Here is a 21351-nt window from a genome sequence, read left to right as displayed (position 1 = left end):
CTTTTCGGGGGGCCGCACGGCCCAATCTTGCGGCTCGAACGCTCAAGTGCGTGGAGCGGAAACGGCCTATCGTTCTCGCCTCTGCGGATCAACTGCATGCACGGGTATACATCGGGCCCTTGGCTTTGGTGCTGTTGAGTATGCTCGTACCGTAGAGGCGGTCTGCGCGGGTATCGCACCCTCGCATCTGCATCGGCCTTACCTGAGCATTCGCGAGCAAGCTCGCTCCCACAGGTACTGAGGCTACGGGGCCATCTGCACGCCAGATTCAAATGGGCCTCTTAACACAACCGCCGCTCGGAGCTTGGTGCGTGCCCGCTGATTGCCGTTATCTGCCTATAGGCTGCTTCGCACCGTGAAAACATTATCCCCTGTGGAAGATCAGCAACGAAGTTTTTTGTACAAGGTCGATCGGGAAAGCCCTAACTGGCTAGCTGTCGCCGAGATGTTGCCCTGATTCTGTGCCAGGGCCTTATGAATGGCATCAATCTCTAAGCGTTTGAGAGGGGATTGGCCCGAATTTTGGTCCCGATTGGACAGCAATTTGCCTTGCAGATCTGGAGGGAAGTTCTCTATATCGATGAGACTCTGTTCGCCGCTGAAAATACAGGCCACTTTCAGTGCTTGTTGCAACTGGCGAACGTTGCCGGGCCAAGAGTAATCAAGCAGTGCTTTCAGTGCTGCCGGTGATAGCGTCTTGGGGAGATCCGGAGAGAGTTGTTGCAACAAATCGTCGATCAGCGCTGCAAGGTTGCTTCTTTCACGAAGGGCTGGAAGTGTCACGCAAAAACCGTTGATACGGTAGAACAGATCCTCGCGGAATGTATGCTCTGCCACAAGTGCCTCCAGGTTCCGGTGGGAAGCGCTGAGCAGTCGAAAATCCAGCGGGATAACGCGCGTATCGCCGATGCGGCAGAGATTGCGTTCCTGCAGCACGCGCAGCAGGCGAGTCTGCATGTCTAGTGGCATGTCGCCGATCTCGTCGAGGAATAGCGTGCCACCGTTGGCCAGCTCGATCTTGCCGATTGCCCCTCCTTTTCGCCCGCCGGTAAAGGCACCATCACTGTAGCCAAAAAGTTCGGCCTCGATCAGGTTAGAGGGAATCGCCGAGCAGTTGATGGCTACGAATGGACCGGTGGCTGCGAGGTTATCGTGCAGTGCTTTAGCGAAGACTTCCTTGCCAGTGCCCGTCTCGCCCTGCATCAGGATTGGAACTTCACCTGCGAATGCCTGACTCGCCATTTTGAAGGCTTTTTCCAATATCAAATCATGAGCAAATGCACGCGATGGTGGTCGGCCAGAACTTGATAAAATCGCTGCGCTCTGCAGAGAGTGAACTCGTTCCGTCGGGCTTCGCAGGCGAGCGAAGAGCGGATGACCATTAATCAACGGTATTGAGTGGGTTTCGTCTGGAAACATCCGTAGTTTGTCAAAGATCCGCTGACCCCGAACGCCAAACAGGGTCTCCAACGAGGTCGATGTCTTTAAGGCGCTCTCCTGATCCAGGCCAAGCAAACACTTGGCACTTCGGTTGGCATGAAGCAGGCGACCTTCCGGGTCGACGGCGATGATGCCTTCAAGTGGGGTGTCGATTAATCGTGGATCGGCATGTACGTGCAGGAGCGAACAATCCTGAAAATCAAGGTACAGACGGTTCTCGATGGCCAGGGCTGTCAGGTTGAGGCGTTCTTGTAACCAAAGAGGGGGCTGACTGTCCACTCCAGTTACATCCAGCACACCCAACAAGTGGCCTTCCGGAGTGCGGATCGGTACAGCAGCGCAGAAGAATTTATCGAGTTCGCTGAGGTAATGCTGGTTCGAGTCCACGATAATGGGCCGACCTTCACGCAGCGAGCAACCTGGTGCGGTTGTCCCGATTTCATTTTCCAGTAACACACGCCCGGTGCTCAGGTATTTCAGGGTAGGAGTAGTTGCGGACTCGGAATTGTGGTGATGGATGATCAAGCCCTGATTGTTGATGCACAACAGTGTCCAGTATGGGTCTTTTAGTGATTGCCAGAGCAACTGCATTTCGGGCTGCACGTGGCTGATCAGCCACTGATTATCCTCAAGGGTCTGCTCGACTTTCAAACGTTCGGGCAGAACTTTGTCTAGGCCGCGACTATAGGGCGTGAGGCCGGCGCTGCGCGAACGCTCCCAGGAAAGTGCCAAGGCATCGGGAATCAGGTTAGGAGGAATCTCCAGCCCCTCGGCAAAGTCTTCGCGGGCTTTCAGAAGGGACTCCTGCGTAATGCTGGAGATCAACGGCATGGTGCGGACCTCTTTTTTTCTTTCATCATGCACCGACTCCCTACGCAGGTCTATCTCGTCCATGAGTCGAACTTTGGAGCTGCAAAGAAGACTGTTCGAAAAAACTACACTTCACGCCGAAATTGTCTAGAGACTGCACACTCATCTATCGCAATCCTGAAAAAATTCCTTGAATAACAATGTATTAAGGTTGTGGCACGCATTCTGCTATTTCTCATGACAGAGCTACCTTGGCGGAAATTAACACGGCCCCTGTTGAGAGAATAAAAATGAGCCAGCTTCGAAAAACACCTGCGAATACCAAACCGCTACTGCCCAATACTCGTTTCCCCCTTACTATCGCCGGCATGTCTGTCCATACCGAACGCCAGGGGGTCATTAACCCGGCAACGGGCGAGGTATTCGCTGAGCACTCAGCAGGTGGTCGAAAAGAACTCGAAGCAGCCGTGGAAAGTGCCCGGAGCGCTTTTCCCGCATGGAGCCAGACTTCGCTAGCCTATCGTCAGAGCAAGATTACCGAGCTGGCAGAGATGCTTACCCTGTACCAGGAAGATTTCATGCGCTTGCTGACCCTGGAGCAGGGCAAGGCACGTGCCGGCGCCGAGTGGGAAATCGGCGGCTGCATCCATTGGCTACAGGAGATCGCCAAGCAATCATTGCCGGAAAAGGTGATTCGCGATGATGCCGAAGGTCGAGTAGTGACCCGTCATGTTCCATTGGGCGTGGTGGGTGCTATCACACCGTGGAACTTTCCGATGCTCCTGGCGCTGTGGAAAATCGCCCCAGCACTGCTCGCCGGCAATACGCTGGTAGTCAAGCCATCCCCCTACACTCCTCTGTGCACACTGTGGTTCGGCGAACTGGCCCAGGCAATTCTACCTCCCGGCGTGTTGAACGTCGTCGCCGGTGGTAATGAGATGGGGCAGTGGCTGACTGAACATCCGCAGGTCGACAAGATCTCCTTCACTGGCTCTACCGCCACCGGTCGACTGGTGATGAAAAGCGCTGCTAGTAACATTAAGCGCGTCACTCTGGAGCTTGGGGGCAATGATCCGGCGATCGTTTTACCGGACGTGGATCCGCACGCGATTGCCAAAGAATTGTTTTGGGCCGCCTTCCAGAATAGCGCGCAGTTCTGTGTGGCGACCAAGCGCCTGTACATCCACGACTCGATCTACGACGAGGTGGCGCACGCTCTGAGTGAATACGCCGCACAGGTTACGCTCGGCAATGGTCTGGATCCGGAAACCAAGCTCGGCCCGCTGCAGAACCAAATGCAATACGACAAAGTGTGCGGGCTGATCGAAAGCAGCCGGAATGCCGGTCTGCGTTTCCTGGCCGGCGGCGAAGTGCCGCGCGGCAAAGGCTATTTCATCCCCATCACGCTGATCGATAACCCGCCGGACGACGCCCGCTGCGTGGTCGAAGAAGCCTTCGGCCCGGTACTTCCACTGTTGCGCTACCACTCCATCGACGAAGTAGTCGAGCGTGCCAACAACACTGAATACGGCTTGGCCGCATCAGTCTGGGGCCGTGATCTGGCGCAAGCCCAGGCGGTAGCCCAGAGAATCCAGGCTGGTACCGTATGGATCAATCAGGTCCACGTTTTCTCGCCACATATCGCCTTCGGTGGCCACAAACAATCGGGGCTGGGAATCGAGAACGCGCTCGACGGACTGAGTGAATACACCAACGTCCAGACCGTCATGAGCCGACCGCTGTAACCGGACTCAGCAGCAGTATTCCAGAACAAGAACAATAGGAGACGCAACCATGCTTAAGGTAAAAGCCGCTGTCGTTCGCGAAAAATTCGGCTCCTTTGGAATCGAGCAACTCCAGCTCGAAGAGCCGCGGGCAGACGAAGTGCTGGTTGAGATTGTCGCCACCGGCATCTGCCACACCGATATCGTCGTGCGCGACCAGTATTACCCTGTGCCATTGCCCGCAGTGCTCGGCCACGAAGGTGCCGGCATCGTCAGGAAGGTCGGCGGCCGTGTGACCAAGGTCGCCCCAGGTGATCATGTGGTGATGACTTATGCCAGTTGCGGCGAATGTGCCAACTGTCTGCAAGGGCTGAATGGCTATTGTGTGGAATTGTTTGGGCGCAATTTCAGCGGTGCCCGCCCGGACGGCAGCACCCCGTACCAGGATGAGCAAGGTCACAACGTGAGTGGTTGCTTCTTCTGCCAGTCCTCCTTTGGCGAAATGGCGCTGGCATCACCGCGTAATCTGGTAAAGATTCCAAAAGACGTACCGCTTGAGATCATGGGGCCTCTAGGTTGCGGTATACAGACCGGCGCTGGCGCAGTGATCAACGCCCTGAAACCCGGCGCTGGTAGCAGTATTGCAATCTTTGGTGTCGGCTCGGTCGGACTGTCCGCGATCATGGCTGCAAAGCTGGTCGGCTGTACCACCATCATCGCCGTGGACATGAATTCGACGCGTCTGGAACTTGCCTTGGAACTAGGCGCCACCCATGTGATCGCCGCGGGCACGCAAGATCCGGTCGACGCCATCCGTGCGTTAACTGGCGAGGGTGTGCAGTTCTCGCTGGAGTGCACCGCACTGCCTAAGGTCCTGCGTCAGGCAGTAGATGCTCTGCGACAAACGGGCGTCTGCGGTCTTATCGGCGCAGCCGCGCTGGGTACGGAAGTGCAACTGGACATGAACAGCATTCTCTTTGGTCGCACCGTACGCGGCATTATCGAAGGCGACAGCGTTCCCGACATATTCATTCCCCAGCTCATCGAGCTTTGGCGCCAGGGCACTTTTCCCTTTGACCGGCTCATCTCCTTCTACCCCTTCGAGCAAATCGAGCAGGCAGTGAAGGATTCCGAGAACGGCGAAGTGCTCAAGGCCGTGGTGCGCTTCAACACCTGAGGGAATTTAGATGAACGCAATAATGAGTACTCTGAGCTCACGTGCGTCGCAGCGTTTCGGCGACCGCACCGCGCTGATCATTGGCGAGGAACAACTGAGCTTCAAACAAATTGATGAACTCGCAGCAACCTTCGCTGGCGGTCTGCGCAAGCTCGGGGTCAAGCGGGGGCAGCGTGTACTGCTGCACTTGCCCAATGGCTGGGAGTGGATAGTTGCTTACTACGCCATCGCCCGTCTGGGCGCAGTGGTGGTACCCGCGAACTTCCTGCTCAGTATCGAGGAGGTCGCCTATATGCTGACTGACTCCGAAGCTGTCGCGGTTATTGCTCCTGACGAACGCTGCGCAGCATTGGAGCGCTTCGATCAAAGTCGCAATGCCCATCTGATAGGTATGCTGCGCGAGGGGAAGCAACGGGAAACCAAAAGCGCTACTGACTTTCGAACCCTGTTCGATGCACTGCCAGTGGAGCCGGTCGAGGTCGATCCTGAGGAGCTCTTCACCATCGGCTACACCTCTGGCACCACGGGCCAGCCCAAGGGCGCAATGCTCAGCCACCGCTGCGTTTTTACAAGCACTGCGCTAACGGCCACCGTTCATGGTCGCCACCCCGGTGAGCGTGTTGTCAGCGCACTGCCGTTCCCGCATGTATATGGCAACGTGGTGATGAATAGCTGCTTCCTGGTCGGTATGACGCTGATTACCTGTGAGCGCTTCGACCCCAGCTGGGCGTTGCAGAGTATCCAACGGCACAAGGCTACGCTCTTCGAGGGTGTACCGACCATGTTCTATTACATGTTGGTGGATCCCAGCTTTCTGCAAACCGACCTGTCATCGCTGCTCCATTGCACGGTTGGCGGACAAACAATGCCGACGGCCAAGATCGAGGAGATTGTCGCCGCCATGGGCTGTCCGTTGCTGGAACTGTGGGGTATGACTGAGACCGCCGGGCCTGTGATTTCCCATTCGCCCTACTTACCGCACCGGCACGGCTCAGTCGGTCAACCCTTTCCTGGAGTCGAGGCCAAGGTCGTCGATTACGAGAACCCGGAACGGCTGTTGAATACCAATGAACCTGGAGAACTACTGGTACGGGGCCCGATGATCATGCAGGGCTACTACCGCAACGAGCAGGCAACCCGAGACAACCTGCTCGAGGGTGGCTGGTTGCGAACTGGCGATATTGCATGCATCGACAAGCAAGGTTACATCCGCATTGTTGACCGCCTGAAGGACATGATCATCACTGCCGGTTACAAGATTTACCCGGCGGAACTGGAGCAGGTGCTGGCTAGCCATCCCGCCGTGGCGATGGTGGCGGTGGCCCCCATCCATGACGAGATCAAGGGCGAGTTGGCCAAGGCCTTCATCGTCCTCAAACCCGGAATGAATGCCAGCGAAAGCTCAATCCTCGACTTCTGCCGGGGCCAATTGGCCGCCTACAAGGTGCCGCGATGCGTGACTTTCGTGGAAAGCCTGCCCAAGACCAGTACCGGCAAAATCATGCGCCGCGAACTGCGCGAACTGCGCGCCTGAAATCCCTAACCTTCTTCCGTTCGTTGCGGGGGAGGGGAGATGAATAATTACAACAAACGCAAACGATAGGTGAGCTTCATGATCAATGCAGAAGATGCGCAATTCCATACCCCCGACAGTGGCCAGACCAACTGGGCGGAGACCAACTTCTTCGGTTTCTACAACGCGGAGGAGCATCTCAACATAGGCGTGTATGCGCTGTTTCGAACCAATCTGGGTATCGTCAGCTCAACGATCTGCATGAACTCCGGTCAGGCCACCACGCCTTGGCATGCTGACTATTGCGACTATCAAGCGGCGATGCCAATTCCCTCACCACGTAACTTGCTCGACTACCGCCTGGATAACGGCCTGCATGTGGTTTGCCTGGAGCCAAACAGCGTATGGAAAATCGACTTCGACGACGATGCGGGTACCCGTATTGACGTGACCTATCGCGCAATCATGCCGGCTTTCGATATCCACGATCCGGACATGGACCCAATGGTCAGCTTGCATGCCGATGACTTTTCCTGGGGGACCGCTTACAACGGGCACTTTGACCAGACCGGTCACGTCACGGGCTCAGTCACCTTGCGTGGGCGGGTAATCCCCATCGATTGCATCTCGACCATGGACCACAGCTGGGGACCGCGTCCGGAACGCGGCTCGCCAAACATGAGCTGGCTGCACGCGCACTTCTCGAGAGACCTGGCGGTGCATGCAATCTTCAGTTTCGACCCCGAAGATAATGGCCGTCAGCTTTCCCTCACCCACGGCTATGTGGTCGAGCGCGGACGCGTTTTTGGCCTCAAGGCCGGGACAGGTGAAGTCGTCCGCCACAGCGATCGCTACGCGCAGACGGTCGCCCTGGAGCTGGTCGATTGCGATGACCGCACCTGGACGCTCGAAGCCAACGGCCTGACCACCTTCCCTTGGCAGTGCTGGCCGAACATGACGTCGTTTAACGTTCTGGCGCGGTGGCAGTGCCAAGGACTGACTGGTTTCGGGGAAATCCAGGACTTTTTCGAGTTACCCCAACTGACCGCCTTGAACAGCCGGGCGATGACGCGCCATTTGCCGATTATCGAGGAGTAAACAATGAAGCCGGTACGTGCGCTTCTCTTTGACCTGGACGGCACTCTGGTGCAGACCCGCGAAGCTTCCTGGCAACTGTTTCGCCAGACAAATGAGCTGTTCGGCCTGGGCATTGATCGGCAGCAGGATTACTTCGCTCTGTTCGAGAACAACTTTTTCGAAGCCATGCATGCGCACTGCAAGGATCCATCCACCGCGCAGGCAGCCCAGGCACATTTTCTGGAACTGATGCGCCATGACTACCTGCCACCGTTCGTGCCGGGAATGCTGGATGTGGTCCGCGCCTGTGCCGGGCAGTACGCGCTGGCGATTATCTCCAGCAATGCCTTGCAGGCGATTCGAAGAATCACCGACATGGCGGGAATCACTCAATGTTTTTCCCAAGTATTTGCCGGCGACGTCATTCAAGACAAACGAGAGGCCATCCGCATGGTCATGACCGATCCGACCTATGCCACCCGACGCCGTGATTTGCCATGGTTCGAAGAGCGCGAGGAGACCGCGCTACAGGCGGACGAGGTGATGATGATCACCGATACCGTCGGGGATGTGCGTCATGCGCGGGAATGCGGCGTACGCGTGGTGGGCGTGTCTTGGGGCCTGCATTCCGAGAAGCAGTTACTGGAGGCGGGTGCCGAGCAGGTGGTGTATTGGCCTCAGGAGTTACTCAGCGCGCTATCGCTGCCTCTCGCTCCAGGGAAGGAGGTGTAGCGCCACCCGGACTTCGACAGCGAATCAACCCTACCTCCTGCCCGAGGTAAAGTTTCACAAACATTTCCATTACAAATACAAATCTAAGGAAAATCCCCATGACTACCATCGCACAAGGTTTCAACAGCTTCGAAACCAGCAAGTCCCCGGAAGGCACAATCATCTACCTGCCAGATCCGCAGTCAGTCATCAAGCTGATCCAGAGCGGCAAGCTGAAAGAGCACATCCTGCTGGTCCAAGGGGGCACTACAACCTTTCTCTCCCCCGCTTTGAGCATGGGTGCCATTGGTGTCATCACTATGTCCGGCGCGCCCGAGTCCCATCTGGGCATCCTCTCCCGGGAGTTCCAGATGCCATGTGTCATGACCACGAGCCTGCTGCATAGCAACCAGCGTTACGTCACCGGCGGCGACAACAAAAGCCACTTCGCCGAGATAATTGAGTTTCTGTCTGGCAGGCGCGTACGCCTGGAGTGCAGCGACCCCGAGATCGGGCGCATCGTTGCCCTGTAATCCCGCCAATCAAGAACAATAAGAGGCCGCGAAGATGAGCAACTACAAACAACGCTATCAAGAGTTCGACGAAGGACTACGTTTCCAGGATCTGTTGTACCAAGGCAACTTCAAGGGCATGCCACCGGTGCCAGATGGCATCCTCGGCGACCGGATCATGAAGGAGCGGGCCAAGAGCAATGTGCTGCAGCGGGTCAGCCGCGAAGACGTGCTCAGAGACCAGTTCACCCTCGACGAATTGAACGACCTGAACAACTACCTGGCCTGGAACATTTGGGACGTTCTGGTGATGCGAGCCACCGAAGGCGAGTCGGGCATGATTCCGCGCCAGGAGTACGAAATCCTCGCGTTCATGAACGAGTTCTATCGTTGGCCGGAAATTCTGCGCATGACCACTAATGAGGTCGGTGCCGAAGGTGTGATGAAGATCGGCGAAACCGCCCGCCGCGAAATCGGCACCAAGGTTAACTCAGTGCACGACTGGAGCATCGGCGCGGTAGGCTTCGGCATGGGCCGCTGCGGCCTGCTGGCCCTGGAAGCAATCAAACCCCAGGACTACATCGCCGAAAGCAACGACATTCTCAAGTTTATGCAGCGTGTGTTGTGGTCCAAGCGCCAGGACGGCTTCCTGCTGAACTCCCAGGACCGCTATCGTTGCGCGATCCACGATCAGGACGTGCTGGACAGCCTGACCCCACATATTGATTCGTTCGAAAAAGGCAGTCCTGCCTTCGAAAGCTTCGTGCGCTTCAATGCCGCCGCTGAGCTGTTGGCTTTCCTTGATCACTTCGACTGCCGACTGGGCCTGGGCGACACTGGTCCTTACGAGCTCCCGGATGGCAAGTTGATGATCATCCGCGACCTGTTTACCAACGAAGATGTCTACCACTGGAGCGATGTCTGCGACCGCGAGAATGTGCCCCACTGCTACACCTTGCTGATGGTCATCGACCCGGAAGGCATGAGTCTGGACGAGATTCGCGTCAACGACATTTCCACGACCTTTACCCGGCCGACAAACTACATCGAGCACCTGGTGGGTGGCGCGGTTTTCGTCCGCGAGAAGTGGGACACCCCGATGAGCGGAATCTACCCGGTGAAGATCGACAAGCTGGACGAGCGGCTGACGGGTATCCAGCAGGCGACCTTCGGCCTGTACTCAAAATTATCGCGTATGTCTCGTCGGCAACTGATCACCAACGGCATGTACGTGTACTACATCGACATGATCCTGCCGCACCTGCGCGTAGCCGGTACCTATGAGAAGGCCTGCAAAGACTATGACTTCTGGGAAATAGATCAGCGTGTGTCGAATTACTACTACGACATTAAGAAGCGAGGTTTCGCCCAAACGGTAGTGCCGCAAAAGATATTTTCCGGTGAAGGTTATCTGCCCTTCCCGGAAGGGAGTGACCTGCGTCGCTCCAAGTATTTCTGGAGCTGACCGCTAAAACGGTTGCCAACCGACTGGAATCGGACTGTGCGGCATACCTCGTCCAGCTGAAGTGGACGCAAAGTAATATCCAGGCAAGGCGCTAGACGCCTTCTGGCGTCGCGCCCTTGCCACTACTGAACAATGCAGGTGCACCATGCTGAGCGAACAGATTTTTTGCGTATTGAATGCCATTTACCTGCGCAAGATGGCAGCCCCCGTCCATGTGGCGGATGTGACCGGGTACGACCTGGCAACAGTCACTCACATCCTCGCAGAACAGGCCGAGGCTGAACGCGTCATCAACATCAACGATGCCTACCTGATGCAGCCAGAAGGTGTTCAAAAAGTGCTGGAGTTCTACCAACTAACCTACCAGCCAATGCGTGTGTCGGCGGGGGTGATTGCCTGGTACGAGCGTTTCGAACAAACCCTGAATGTCCAGTTCATCAAGGCCGTATCGGATTGGCAAACATCGGAGGGTGATGAGCGTGCCCGAGAGCGCATGGTTCGTATCGTTGAACGGATGATTCGCGCGCTGGGCGAACTTGTCATGGAAATCCCTCGCTACGCGGGCTACATCCAGCGCTTCGAGCGGGCGATGGCATTGGCCGACAAAGGGCAACTCGACTATGTGTGCAATCCAACCCTGGATTCAATGCACAACATCTGGTTCGAGTTCCATGAGGATATTCTGGCGGTCGTGGGCCGGCCCCGTGATGTGTGAGGTGACGACAATGAACATGCAGCAGTTTGTGTGGGACATCGAACATCTGGACGCCCTGGACAGTGCCCGTTTCGGGGGCAAGGCAACAGGGCTGGCGCGCATGGTGGAGGCAGGAATTCCAGTTCCGCCAGCCTTCGCCATCGGCACTGATGCTTTCCACGTTTATCGTCAGTCCGGGAAGCAACTCCCGCAGAGATTGATCCAGCAAGTACGAGAGGCCATGGATCAGTTGGGCGGCAAATGCGCCAAGTCGTTCAACACTGGAGGTATGCCCCTGCTGGTTTCTGTGCGTTCAGGGGCGCAGGTCAGTATGCCGGGAATGATGGACACGGTGCTCAACCTGGGGCTGGATGCCCGCGCTGCGTGGCGCATGATCGAGGCGAGTGGCAACTCTGCGTTCGTTATCGATACCTGGATGCGCTTCTGGCGCATGTACGCTGATATTGTTCTAGGGCTTGATGGTGAAGAAATCATCGGTCGGGTGACCGCGCAACGCACAGAAGCCGAGGCATCCCCCAGCGAAGCAACATTGAGTCAGCTGGAGATGGCGCTGGTGCGCTCCTTCGAGGAAGACGGTGAGCAAGTCTCACTGGACCCACACGAACAATTGTTGCATGCAGTGAAGGCCGTCTTCGACTCTTGGGACAGTTCGCGTGCCAAGGCCTACCGTAAGCATCTTGGAATCTCTGACGACCTGGGTACGGCAGTGACGGTACAGGCAATGGTGTTCGGGAATTCCGATGCCAACTCCGGATCAGGTGTGGCCTTTACCCGCAATCCGAACACCGGAGAACGCAAACTGTATGGCGAGTATCTTACTGGCCGCCAGGGCGAAGACCTGGTCTCTGGTGAAAGCACTCCCGTCGATCTGGCGCACACCCAGAGCGGTGAGCATGCAGCACTGTGTTCCGATCTGGAGGAGTACGGACGCACCCTCGAGGCGATCTACCATAACTCGGTGGACATCGAGTTCACCGTTGAGTCGGGTACGTTGTACCTGCTGCAAGTCCGTGCAGCCAAGTGCACTGCGTCAGCGGCAGTTAAGATTGCGAACGATCTGGTTCGCGAGGGCCTGATCCTTCCACGACAGGCTCTGACCATGGTCACATCCGACCAACTCAAGCGATTGCTTCGGCCAACCTTCGAGACTACGGCGTTGTCGGTAGCACAGGTGTTGACCAACGGCATTGGCTCATCCCCTGGCCATGCCGCTGGTGTGGCGGTGCTGGATGCTGACCGTGCCGCAGAACTGGCCGCCAGCGGTCAGCGCGTGATCCTTTTGCGCCCTACCACAAGCCCGATGGACATTCGTGGCATGCTCGCAGCGCAAGGTATTGTTACCGCCAAAGGCGGCGGCTTGAGTCATGCCGCGGTTGTCTCGCGGGCCCAGGACAAACCCTGCGTGGTGGGCTGTGAGTCGATCCAGATCGACTTGCAGGCACGTACCTTCGAGATCGACGGCAAGCTTCATCGCGAAGGGGACTATCTGTCCATGGATGGGGCCGCGGGCATTGTTTACGCGGGCGATCTGCCACTGACGAACAACCTTGGCGGTTCGCCTGAACTGATCCAGTTACTGGCCTGGGCAGATGAACTGTCGCAAGCGAATCTGTCGTGTTCTGTCGGTCACCTGCAAGAGATCGACAGGCTCCCATCAGAGGCACTCAGCATTTCGGTAATCGGCATGACCGATGTCGCCGAGACCCTTGGATTAATCGACGATCTGGTCAGCGCCGTCGCAAAAATAGGACAAACGGAATTCGCCCAGGCCGATGCCACAGATCTGTTATGCAGTGTCGCTGAACAAATCGGCCGGTGGCTGCTGGAGAAAATTGACCAAGGCCCAATCTACCTGCGCCTGCCACGCCTGAGTTCTGAACGTGCACGAAATCTGGTACCGGGATGGTCTGAGCTCGACCCGCGTTTGCACCTGCCGCTTGGCCATCCGGGCTTCTATCGACCTATCCTGGAAGGTCTTGAACAGGCTTGCCAGCAGGCAGAGAAGACTCTCACGGTGCTCCTCAGTGGTGTCACGGAGACCGAGGAATGGCAACGCTACGCCTGCGAACTGGAGGCGTTCCCGGCATTGAAGGGTGGAGTATCGATCAATAGTGTTGCGGGACTCGCGTCAGCGCCGGAAATGCATGCGCAAGGGGCCTGCCTGTGGCTGGATATGGACCAGATCGTACGCTCTTCTCACGGGTTCCTGGCCGAACGATATTTCTCTTCGGCATGCTTCGATGAGTTCTTGCAGCAGGGTGTAATGAGCAGGAATCCCCGGAGCGCGCTCAAGCCATTCCTTAAGGACCTGCTCGCACAACTGGGAACTCAGGCTGCACAGGCCGACGCTTGCGTGGGCGTCGACTGCGCTCTTGCCAGCGACTTGGATCTGGTCCAGGCGCTGTACCAATTGGGCTACCGTCACTTCGGCATTCCCTTGCAGCAGTGGCAGCTGGTCCGTCTGCGGCTAGGGCAAGCCGCCTCATAACGAAATGGTTGCGTAACAAAAACTCCTGGTGGCCTCCATTCCAGGCCGCCAGGGCCTGCGCGATGGAAAAACACGACGACCAAAAATAACAATAAATGATACGAAGGTGATTCACATGAAGACTCTTCTTTCTCGCTCGTCCGCAAGTTTGCTCTGCCCGCTGCTGTTCGCCTGCACACGTGCACTGGCCGGCGATGCAGATGCCGGTGACTATGAGGCTCTGCCACCTGGCAGCGATATCGGCCTGCTCTATTACGACCACAGTCATAGCAATACTTACCGAGACGCCAAAGGGCATGAAGTGCCGGGTTCCGCGCGCCTGGACACCGATATCGGCATCCTCCGCTACGCGCACTACACTCAAGTGTTCGGTATGACGATCAACCCGCAGATACTTATTCCCTTCGGTAAAATTCACGATGCAAAGGTCGGTGGGGCAGCCATCGACGGCAATGAAGGGATGGGTGATATCCAACTGGCAGCCACCCTCTGGCTACTTAATGACCCAGCCAAGCGTCGCTACTTTGGTATCTCCCCATTTATCATTTTACCCACTGGTAGCTACGACAAAAACGATCCACTTAACCTCGGTGAAAACCGGTGGAAGGGCATGTTACAAGCTGGTTATGTGCAAGGACTGAGCGATAAATTTACCTTGGACATCCTTGGAGATGTCACCTGGTATGGCGACAATGATCGCGCCAATGGCCAAAACCAAACGCTACAACAGGAAAATACATACACCGCGTATACCTGGTTGCGTTACCACCTCAACGACACCTCCCATATCGCTCTGGGGTACCAAAAGGCTTGGGGAGGAAAACAAGAGCTGGACGGTATCGACAACGGTACACGCACTCGTTGGGATCGAGTGCGGGTTAGTTACGCAAAAATGTTTACGCCTACTTTTCAAGGCATGTTCACGCTCTCGAAGGACCTGGATGCTGAAGGTGGATTCGAGCGTAGCTACGGTATTTACATGCGCTTTCTCAAGTTGTTCTAAGTGCAAGTTTAATTTACTTCCTGATACCCACTGTTTCTCAAGCATCTGCCATACAGGTCTGGTTTTTTCTCGCCAGGACAAACTACGGTGGGCTGACGTTCACCCTACGGGAAGCACACATGGCTATATTGCATACTCAACTCAACCCGCGCTCGGCAGAGTTCGCCGCCAATAGCGCGGCGATGCTCAAACAAGTCGACGCCCTACACACCCTGCTCGCCCAAGTGCAGCAAGGTGGCGGCCCGAAGGCTCAAGAACGCCACACCTCGCGGGGTAAATTGCTGCCCCGTGAGCGCATCAATCGCCTGCTCGATCCGGGCTCGCCGTTTCTCGAGATCAGCCAACTGGCGGCCTACGAGGTGTATGGCGAAGACGTTCCCGCCGCCGGCGTGATTGCCGGAATCGGCCGTGTGGAAGGCGTCGAATGCATGATCGTCGCCAATGACGCCACCGTGAAAGGTGGCTCGTATTACCCACTGACCGTGAAAAAACACCTGCGCGCCCAGACCATTGCCCTGCAGAACCGCTTGCCGTGCATCTATCTGGTGGACTCCGGTGGTGCCAACCTGCCGCGTCAGGATGAAGTGTTCCCGGACCGCGAGCATTTCGGACGGATTTTCTTCAACCAGGCCAACATGAGCGCCATGGGCATTCCGCAGATCGCAGTGGTCATGGGCTCATGCACTGCCGGTGGCGCCTATGTGCCAGCCATGGCCGATGAAGCCATCATGGTGCGCGAGCAAGCGACGATTTTCCTCGCCGGCCCGCCGCTGGTGAAAGCCGCCACGGGTGAAGTGGTCAGCGCCGAAGACCTCGGCGGGGCCGATGTGCACTGCAAGATTTCCGGGGTCGCCGACCACTATGCCGAGAGCGACGAACACGCCTTGGCCATTGCCCGACGCAGCATCGCCAACCTCAACTGGCGCAAGCTCGGTGAAGTCCAGCAACGTACGCCCATCGCCCCGCTTTATAGCAGCGACGAGTTGTACGGCGTGGTGTCGGCGGACGCCAAGCAGCCGTTCGACGTGCGCGAAGTGATTTCGCGGTTGGTAGACGGTTCGGTGTTCGACGAGTTCAAGGCGCTGTTCGGGACGACACTGGTGTGTGGTTTTGCCTACTTGCACGGTTACCCGATCGCGATCCTCGCCAACAACGGCATCCTCTTCGCCGAAGCTGCGCAGAAAGGCGCGCACTTCATCGAACTGGCCTGCCAGCGCGGCATTCCGTTGCTGTTCCTGCAAAACATCACCGGGTTCATGGTCGGCCAGAAATACGAGGCCGGTGGCATCGCCAAGCATGGCGCAAAATTGGTGACCGCCGTGGCGTGCGCCAAAGTGCCGAAATTCACCGTGATCATCGGCGGCAGTTTTGGTGCCGGTAACTATGGGATGTGTGGCCGGGCTTACGATCCGCGCTTCCTGTGGATGTGGCCGAACGCGCGGATCGGCGTGATGGGCGCCGAACAAGCCGCTGGCGTATTGGTGCAGGTTAAGCGTGAGCAGGCCGAACGCGGTGGCCAGGGTTTCAGCGCCGAGCAGGAAGCCGAGATCAAGCAACCGATCCTCGACCAATACGAAGAACAGGGCCATCCGTACTATTCCAGTGCTCGCTTGTGGGACGACGGCGTCATCGACCCGGCGCAGACCCGCGATGTATTGGCCCTGGCCTTGTCTGCGTCGCTGAATGCGCCAATCGACCCGAGCCGCTTCGGCGTGTTCCGGATGTGATCCTGTAGGAGCCGGCTTGCCGGCGAGGGCGTTTTCATGGGTGCTGCAAGGCTTAAGACCGCCTTCGCTGGCAAGCCAGCCCCTACAGAACAGAGTTGTGGAGACGGATGAATATGAGCGACTTCAACACCCTCGAACTGCTGACCGACCCACGGGGTTTTGCGACCCTGTGGCTCAGCCGAGAAGAAAAGAACAACGCCTTCAACGTGGAAATGATCCGTGAACTGATCCTCGCCCTGGGCAAGGTGTCGAGGGATGCCAGCCTGCGATTCCTCCTGGTGCGCGGCCGTGGCAAACACTTCAGCGCCGGCGCCGATCTGGCCTGGATGCAGCAATCGGCCGAACTCGACTACCCCACCAACCTCGACGACGCCCGGGAACTGGCCGAGTTGATGTACAACCTCGCCAAACTGAAAGTCCCGACCCTGGCCGTTGTGCAAGGCGCGGCATTCGGCGGCGCGCTAGGCCTGATCAGTTGCTGCGACATGGCCATTGGTGCTGATGACGCGCAGTTCTGCCTGTCAGAAGTGCGCATCGGCCTGGCCCCGGCGGTGATCAGCCCGTTCGCGGTGCAAGCCATCGGCGAGCGTGCGGCGCGGCGTTATGCGTTGACTGCCGAACGTTTCGGCGGGCAACGGGCGCGGGAAATCGGCTTGTTGTCGGAGAGTTATCCGGCCGCTGAATTGGAACAGCAAGTCGAGCAGTGGATCGACAACCTGTTGCTCAACAGTCCGGCCGCCATGCGTGTCAGCAAGGACTTGCTGCGTGAAGTCGGCAACGGTGCATTGACCCCGGCCCTGCGCTGCTACACCGAAGACGCTATCGCCCGAATTCGCGTCAGCCCCGAAGGCCAGGAAGGTCTGCGGGCCTTCCTGCAAAAACGTCCGCCGAGTTGGCAATCCGCCACCTCCACCAAGGAGCCGCGTTGATGAGCGCACCTGTTATCACCACCCTGCTGGTGGCCAACCGCGGCGAAATCGCTTGCCGGGTAATGCGCACCGCCAAGGCCCTGGGCCTGACCACCGTGGCCGTACACAGCGCCACCGACCGTGAAGCCCGGCACAGCCGCGAAGCGGATATCCGCGTCGACCTCGGTGGCAGCAAGGCCGCCGACAGTTACCTGCAAATCGACAAACTGATCGCCGCCGCCAAGGCCAGTGGCGCTCAGGCGATTCATCCGGGTTATGGTTTTCTTTCCGAGAACGCCGGGTTTGCCCGCGCCATCGAAGAAGCGGGCCTGATTTTCCTCGGCCCGCCCGCCTCGGCCATCGATGCCATGGGCAGCAAATCCGCCGCCAAAGCCTTGATGGAAACCGCCGGCGTGCCGCTGGTGCCGGGCTATCACGGGGAAGCGCAAGACCTCGACACCTTCCGCGACGCCTGCGAACGCATTGGTTATCCGGTGCTGCTCAAAGCCACCGCGGGGGGCGGCGGTAAAGGCATGAAAGTGGTCGAGGACGTCAGCCAACTGGCCGAAGCCCTGGCCTCGGCCCAGCGTGAAGCGAAATCCTCGTTCAGCGATTCACGGATGCTGGTAGAGAAATACCTGCTCAAGCCGCGCCACGTGGAAATCCAGGTGTTCGCCGACCAACATGGCAACTGCCTGTACCTCAACGAACGTGACTGCTCGATACAGCGTCGGCACCAGAAAGTCGTCGAAGAAGCACCGGCTCCCGGCCTGAGTCCGGAACTGCGTCGCGCCATGGGTGAAGCCGCCGTGCGTTCGGCACAAGCCATCGGTTACGTCGGTGCCGGTACTGTGGAGTTTCTGCTGGATTCGCGTGGCGAATTCTTCTTCATGGAAATGAACACGCGCCTGCAAGTCGAACACCCGGTCACCGAAGCCATCACTGGCCTGGACCTGGTGGCCTGGCAGATTCGCATCGCCCGTGGCGAAGCGCTGCCGATGATTCAAGCAGAGGTTCCGCTGATTGGCCATGCGATCGAAGTGCGGCTGTATGCCGAAGACCCGAGCCATGATTTCCTACCAGCCACCGGGCGTCTGGAGTTGTATCGCGAATCCGCCGAAGGTCCGGGGCGGCGTGTCGACAGTGGCGTCGAAGAAGGCGATGAGATATCGCCCTTCTACGATCCGATGCTCGGAAAGCTGATTGCCTGGGGCGAGGACCGCGAACAGGCGCGGCTGCGCTTGCTGAGCATGCTCGATGAGTTTGCGATTGGCGGGCTCAAGACCAACATCAACTTCCTGCGCCGGATCATCGGCCACCCGGCGTTTGCTGCCGCCGAACTGGATACCGGCTTCATCCCGCGTTATCAGGAGCAACTGCTGCCGGCAGCGTCCGACCTCAGTGACGAGTTCTGGCAAGCCGCTGCCCAGGCGTTCGCCCAGAGCCAGCCGCGCTCAACGCGCGCCGATGACCTGAGTTCGCCGTGGGCCAACAGCAACGGTTTCCGGACGGGTCTGCCGACAGAAATCACCCTGCACTTGAGCAGCGAAGGGCAAGACCGGGCGCTGCCCCTGGGCGGGTCCGATGCCCATACCGCACAGCTCAAGGGCGAACACTTGCTGACCGAACACAACGGCGTGCGCCGCCAGCATCGGGCAATTCGCCGTGGTGACGTTGTGTATCTGCAATGGGAAGGTGAACTGCGCCGCATCGAGTCCTACGACCCGATCAGTGCCGTCGAGGCCAGTCACAGTCATCAGGGCGGGCTCACCGCACCAATGAACGGCAGCATCGTGCGCGTGCTGGTGGCGGCTGGGCAAACGGTCGTGGCCGGAGCGCAATTGGTGGTGCTGGAAGCGATGAAGATGGAGCACAACATTCGCGCGCCACACGCCGGGGTCATCAAGGCGTTGTATTGCCAGGAAGGGGATATGGTCGGTGAAGGGACGGTGTTGGTTGAATTGGAGAGCGATGTATGAGCCTTCCCAAGTCGGTCAAAATAGTCGAAGTGGGTCCCCGTGACGGATTGCAAAACGAGAAGCAGCAAATCAGTGTGGCTGATAAGGTGCGGTTGATCGACGACCTGAGCAACGCCGGTATCAGCTATATCGAAGTTGGCAGTTTCGTCTCTCCCAAATGGGTACCGCAAATGGCCAATAGCGCCGAGTTGTTTGGTCTGATACGCCAAAAGCGCGGTGTTACCTATGCAGCGTTAGCGCCGAATCTGAAAGGATTCGACGCTGCCTTGCTAGCTGGGGTCAAAGAGGTCTCCGTGTTCACCGCTGCTTCTGAGGCCTTCTCGCAGAAGAATATCAACTGCTCCATTACCGAGAGTTTGCAACGCTTCGTTCCGCTGCTGGATAGCGCCCGGCAACATGGCGTAGCTGTACGAGGCTATGTCTCCTGTGCTCTCGGCTGTCCCTACGAAGGCACAGTGGCACCCGAGCGAGTTGCGTGGGTGACCCAGGAGTTGGTCGCTATGGGCTGCTACGAAGTTTCACTAGGCGACACCATCGGTACAGGTACGGCCCTCGAAACCCGTCGCTTGATTGAAGTGGTCGGACGAATGACGCCTCGTCAACTTCTGGCTGGACACTTCCACGATACTTACGGTCAAGCTCTGACCAACATATTTGCCAGCCTTGAGGAAGGTATTGCCGTGTTTGACAGCTCCGTCGCAGGCTTGGGCGGTTGTCCATATGCCAAAGGCGCAAGTGGCAACATCGCAACCGAAGATCTGCTCTATCTACTCGACAAACTTGGTATCGATACTGGTATCGATCTCAGCGCAGTGATTGCCGCAGGTGAACGCATCAGTGCAGTGCTGGGCCGGGGCAATGACTCGCGCGTCGCGCGAGCGCTTCGCTGAGAAGCGTTCAATAGTAAGCGTATTGCTAGACCGTCATTCAACTAGGAGACTCCCTAAACGCGAGACATAGGGTAATGTCCGCTCAACTCACCTTGCGTAAGTCAGGCCGGTACCCACTGATGCGGTAGCAACTGCCCAATCTCACTGGCCCGCTGTGTCGGCAATCGTGTCAGCACATCTTTGAGACAGGCATACGGATCATGCCCATTCATGCGCGCTGATTGGATCAGCTTTGTAGCCGGCGAAGTCATCACAGACCAACTTGCCGTTCCAGTTGCCCAAGAAGTAACGTGCGTGTTCGCCGGCACGACTTGGACTGAAGTCATACGCGACTGGGCGATGAGATGCGTGAAAACCCTTTCGTCCGTGCGTAAGCCTGTTCAGGCCCGGTTAAGGAATTTTTAACGGGGGTCGTGCTCTAATCGCCTGCATGGCCGGGCCTTTGTCACTTCCTCGACAGCGTCATGCCAACGAAAAGCAAAACAGGAGCTCTCCTTGATGTTCACCTTTCGCCGTTTGATCATCGCCACCACCGCACTTGCCGTGCTGTCGGGCTGCGCATCGCAAAATCCTTATGACAATCAGGGCCAGGCACAGAATTCCGGCGGCGTGAGCAAGACCGCCAAGTACGGTGGACTGGGCGCGCTGGCCGGTGCGCTGGCCGGTGCTGCCATCGACCATAACCACCGTGGCAAAGGCGCGCTGATTGGCGCCGCCGTGGTGGGCGCGGCTTCGGCAGGCTACGGTTACTACGCTGATAAACAGGAGGCTGCGCTGCGTGCCAGCATGGCCAACACGGGCGTTGAAGTGCAGCGTCAGGGCGACGTCATCAAGCTGGTGATGCCGGGCAACATTACGTTTGCCACCGATTCGTCGGCCATCGCCAGCAGTTTCTATTCGCCGCTGAATAATCTGGCGGGCTCGCTGAAGCAGTACAACCAGAACATGATCGAGATCGTCGGTTACACCGACAGCACCGGCAGCCGCCAGCACAACATGGACCTGTCGCAACAGCGCGCGCAGAGCGTGGCGACCTACCTGACGTCTCAGGGCGTCGATGCTTCTCACCTGTCAGTGCGTGGTGCCGGTCCTGATTCGCCGATCGCCAGCAACGCCGACGTCAACGGCCGTGCCCAGAACCGCCGCGTAGAGGTCAACCTCAAGCCGATTCCAGGCCAGCAGTATCAGCAGCAGTAAGTTGATTGAGTGACA

16 protein-coding genes and 2 pseudogenes are annotated in these 21351 nt (G+C 57.8%); 15 read left to right on the top strand and 3 right to left on the bottom strand.

Annotated features, from left to right (window positions below):
- Positions 1–381: 381 nt before the first annotated feature.
- Entirely contained in the window at positions 382–2334 is a 1953-nt protein-coding gene (locus BMY73_RS08880) for a sigma-54-dependent Fis family transcriptional regulator (RefSeq protein ID WP_092406509.1), read from the bottom strand.
- Between the two features lie 206 nt (positions 2335–2540).
- On the opposite strand from BMY73_RS08880, the gene BMY73_RS08875 reads away from it, so the two are divergent.
- The 14 genes from BMY73_RS08875 to BMY73_RS08810 all read left to right on the top strand — a co-directional run bounded on the left by BMY73_RS08875 (position 2541) and on the right by BMY73_RS08810 (position 20139).
- Positions 2541–3995, top strand: coding sequence for an aldehyde dehydrogenase family protein (locus tag BMY73_RS08875; protein ID WP_218190150.1), 1455 nt, complete (start codon positions 2541–2543; stop codon positions 3993–3995).
- A 49-nt stretch (positions 3996–4044) separates the two neighbouring features.
- Positions 4045–5151, top strand: a complete 1107-nt coding sequence (locus BMY73_RS08870) for an NAD(P)-dependent alcohol dehydrogenase (protein ID WP_092406507.1) — start codon at positions 4045–4047, stop codon at positions 5149–5151.
- Positions 5152–5161: 10 nt separating this feature from the next.
- Positions 5162–6685: a class I adenylate-forming enzyme family protein gene (locus BMY73_RS08865; protein WP_092406505.1), complete on the top strand. Its 1524-nt coding sequence runs from the start codon at positions 5162–5164 to the stop codon at positions 6683–6685.
- A gap of 78 nt (positions 6686–6763) precedes the next feature.
- Entirely contained in the window at positions 6764–7762 is a 999-nt protein-coding gene (locus tag BMY73_RS08860; RefSeq protein ID WP_092406503.1) for a DUF7064 domain-containing protein, read from the top strand.
- Between the two features lie 3 nt (positions 7763–7765).
- On the top strand, positions 7766–8473 hold the full coding sequence (locus BMY73_RS08855) for an HAD family hydrolase (protein WP_092406501.1): 708 nt from the start codon (positions 7766–7768) through the stop codon (positions 8471–8473).
- 98 nt (positions 8474–8571) lie between these two features.
- Complete coding sequence (locus BMY73_RS08850) at positions 8572–8985, top strand: PEP-utilizing enzyme (protein WP_092406499.1); 414 nt, start codon at positions 8572–8574, stop codon at positions 8983–8985.
- A gap of 34 nt (positions 8986–9019) precedes the next feature.
- Complete coding sequence (locus BMY73_RS08845; protein ID WP_092406497.1) at positions 9020–10429, top strand: hypothetical protein; 1410 nt, start codon at positions 9020–9022, stop codon at positions 10427–10429.
- Positions 10430–10574: 145 nt separating this feature from the next.
- Entirely contained in the window at positions 10575–11144 is a 570-nt protein-coding gene (locus BMY73_RS08840; RefSeq protein ID WP_092406495.1) for a hypothetical protein, read from the top strand.
- The gene (locus BMY73_RS08835; protein WP_092406493.1) at positions 11050–13632 is read left to right on the top strand and encodes a pyruvate, phosphate dikinase; all 2583 of its coding nucleotides are present in this window, start codon (positions 11050–11052) and stop codon (positions 13630–13632) included. Before BMY73_RS08840 ends, BMY73_RS08835 begins: the two co-directional genes overlap by 95 nt.
- A gap of 115 nt (positions 13633–13747) precedes the next feature.
- Entirely contained in the window at positions 13748–14635 is an 888-nt protein-coding gene (locus BMY73_RS08830) for a transporter (RefSeq protein WP_092406491.1), read from the top strand.
- A gap of 119 nt (positions 14636–14754) precedes the next feature.
- Complete coding sequence (locus tag BMY73_RS08825) at positions 14755–16362, top strand: carboxyl transferase domain-containing protein (RefSeq protein ID WP_092406489.1); 1608 nt, start codon at positions 14755–14757, stop codon at positions 16360–16362.
- 113 nt (positions 16363–16475) lie between these two features.
- Positions 16476–17291 (top strand): gamma-carboxygeranoyl-CoA hydratase, encoded by an 816-nt coding sequence (locus BMY73_RS08820; RefSeq protein WP_092406487.1) that lies wholly within the window; start codon positions 16476–16478, stop codon positions 17289–17291.
- Positions 17291–19249, top strand: a complete 1959-nt coding sequence (locus BMY73_RS08815) for an acetyl/propionyl/methylcrotonyl-CoA carboxylase subunit alpha (RefSeq protein WP_092406485.1) — start codon at positions 17291–17293, stop codon at positions 19247–19249. Before BMY73_RS08820 ends, BMY73_RS08815 begins: the two co-directional genes overlap by 1 nt.
- Positions 19246–20139 (top strand): hydroxymethylglutaryl-CoA lyase, encoded by an 894-nt coding sequence (locus tag BMY73_RS08810; RefSeq protein ID WP_062386850.1) that lies wholly within the window; start codon positions 19246–19248, stop codon positions 20137–20139. The genes BMY73_RS08815 and BMY73_RS08810 overlap by 4 nt, the downstream gene beginning before the upstream one ends.
- Before the next feature lie 101 nt (positions 20140–20240).
- Here BMY73_RS08810 and BMY73_RS08805 read toward each other — a convergent pair.
- Both BMY73_RS08805 and BMY73_RS28785 read right to left on the bottom strand, forming a co-directional pair.
- A pseudogene (locus BMY73_RS08805) lies at positions 20241–20429 on the bottom strand (transposase domain-containing protein); the annotation flags it as partial.
- Positions 20422–20523 (bottom strand): annotated as a pseudogene (locus BMY73_RS28785) (hypothetical protein); the annotation flags it as partial. The pseudogenes BMY73_RS08805 and BMY73_RS28785, both read right to left, overlap by 8 nt.
- Before the next feature lie 114 nt (positions 20524–20637).
- Here BMY73_RS28785 and BMY73_RS08795 point away from each other — a divergent pair.
- Complete coding sequence (locus tag BMY73_RS08795) at positions 20638–21336, top strand: YiaD family glycine zipper/OmpA-like lipoprotein (protein WP_092406483.1); 699 nt, start codon at positions 20638–20640, stop codon at positions 21334–21336.
- Positions 21337–21351: the final 15 nt, after the last annotated feature.

The organism is Pseudomonas sp. NFACC02, from assembly GCF_900110765.1.
Classification (GTDB): Bacteria; Pseudomonadota; Gammaproteobacteria; order Pseudomonadales; family Pseudomonadaceae; genus Aquipseudomonas.
The sequence above is the reverse complement of the archived record's forward strand: the minus strand, read 5'-3'. Positions and strand labels throughout refer to the sequence as shown.

Coding starts and splice junctions, on each gene's coding strand:
- BMY73_RS08875 (WP_218190150.1), top strand. CDS start 2,541: ATGAGCCAGCTTCGAAAAACACCTGCGAATACCAAACCGCTACTGCCC.
- BMY73_RS08830 (WP_092406491.1), top strand. CDS start 13,748: ATGAAGACTCTTCTTTCTCGCTCGTCCGCAAGTTTGCTCTGCCCGCTG.
- BMY73_RS08810 (WP_062386850.1), top strand. CDS start 19,246: ATGAGCCTTCCCAAGTCGGTCAAAATAGTCGAAGTGGGTCCCCGTGAC.
- BMY73_RS08880 (WP_092406509.1), bottom strand. CDS start 2,334: ATGGACGAGATAGACCTGCGTAGGGAGTCGGTGCATGATGAAAGAAAA.
- BMY73_RS08820 (WP_092406487.1), top strand. CDS start 16,476: ATGAGCGACTTCAACACCCTCGAACTGCTGACCGACCCACGGGGTTTT.
- BMY73_RS08855 (WP_092406501.1), top strand. CDS start 7,766: ATGAAGCCGGTACGTGCGCTTCTCTTTGACCTGGACGGCACTCTGGTG.
- BMY73_RS08850 (WP_092406499.1), top strand. CDS start 8,572: ATGACTACCATCGCACAAGGTTTCAACAGCTTCGAAACCAGCAAGTCC.
- BMY73_RS08845 (WP_092406497.1), top strand. CDS start 9,020: ATGAGCAACTACAAACAACGCTATCAAGAGTTCGACGAAGGACTACGT.
- BMY73_RS08815 (WP_092406485.1), top strand. CDS start 17,291: ATGAGCGCACCTGTTATCACCACCCTGCTGGTGGCCAACCGCGGCGAA.
- BMY73_RS08865 (WP_092406505.1), top strand. CDS start 5,162: ATGAACGCAATAATGAGTACTCTGAGCTCACGTGCGTCGCAGCGTTTC.
- BMY73_RS08860 (WP_092406503.1), top strand. CDS start 6,764: ATGATCAATGCAGAAGATGCGCAATTCCATACCCCCGACAGTGGCCAG.
- BMY73_RS08870 (WP_092406507.1), top strand. CDS start 4,045: ATGCTTAAGGTAAAAGCCGCTGTCGTTCGCGAAAAATTCGGCTCCTTT.
- BMY73_RS08835 (WP_092406493.1), top strand. CDS start 11,050: ATGTGTGCAATCCAACCCTGGATTCAATGCACAACATCTGGTTCGAGT.
- BMY73_RS08795 (WP_092406483.1), top strand. CDS start 20,638: ATGTTCACCTTTCGCCGTTTGATCATCGCCACCACCGCACTTGCCGTG.
- BMY73_RS08825 (WP_092406489.1), top strand. CDS start 14,755: ATGGCTATATTGCATACTCAACTCAACCCGCGCTCGGCAGAGTTCGCC.
- BMY73_RS08840 (WP_092406495.1), top strand. CDS start 10,575: ATGCTGAGCGAACAGATTTTTTGCGTATTGAATGCCATTTACCTGCGC.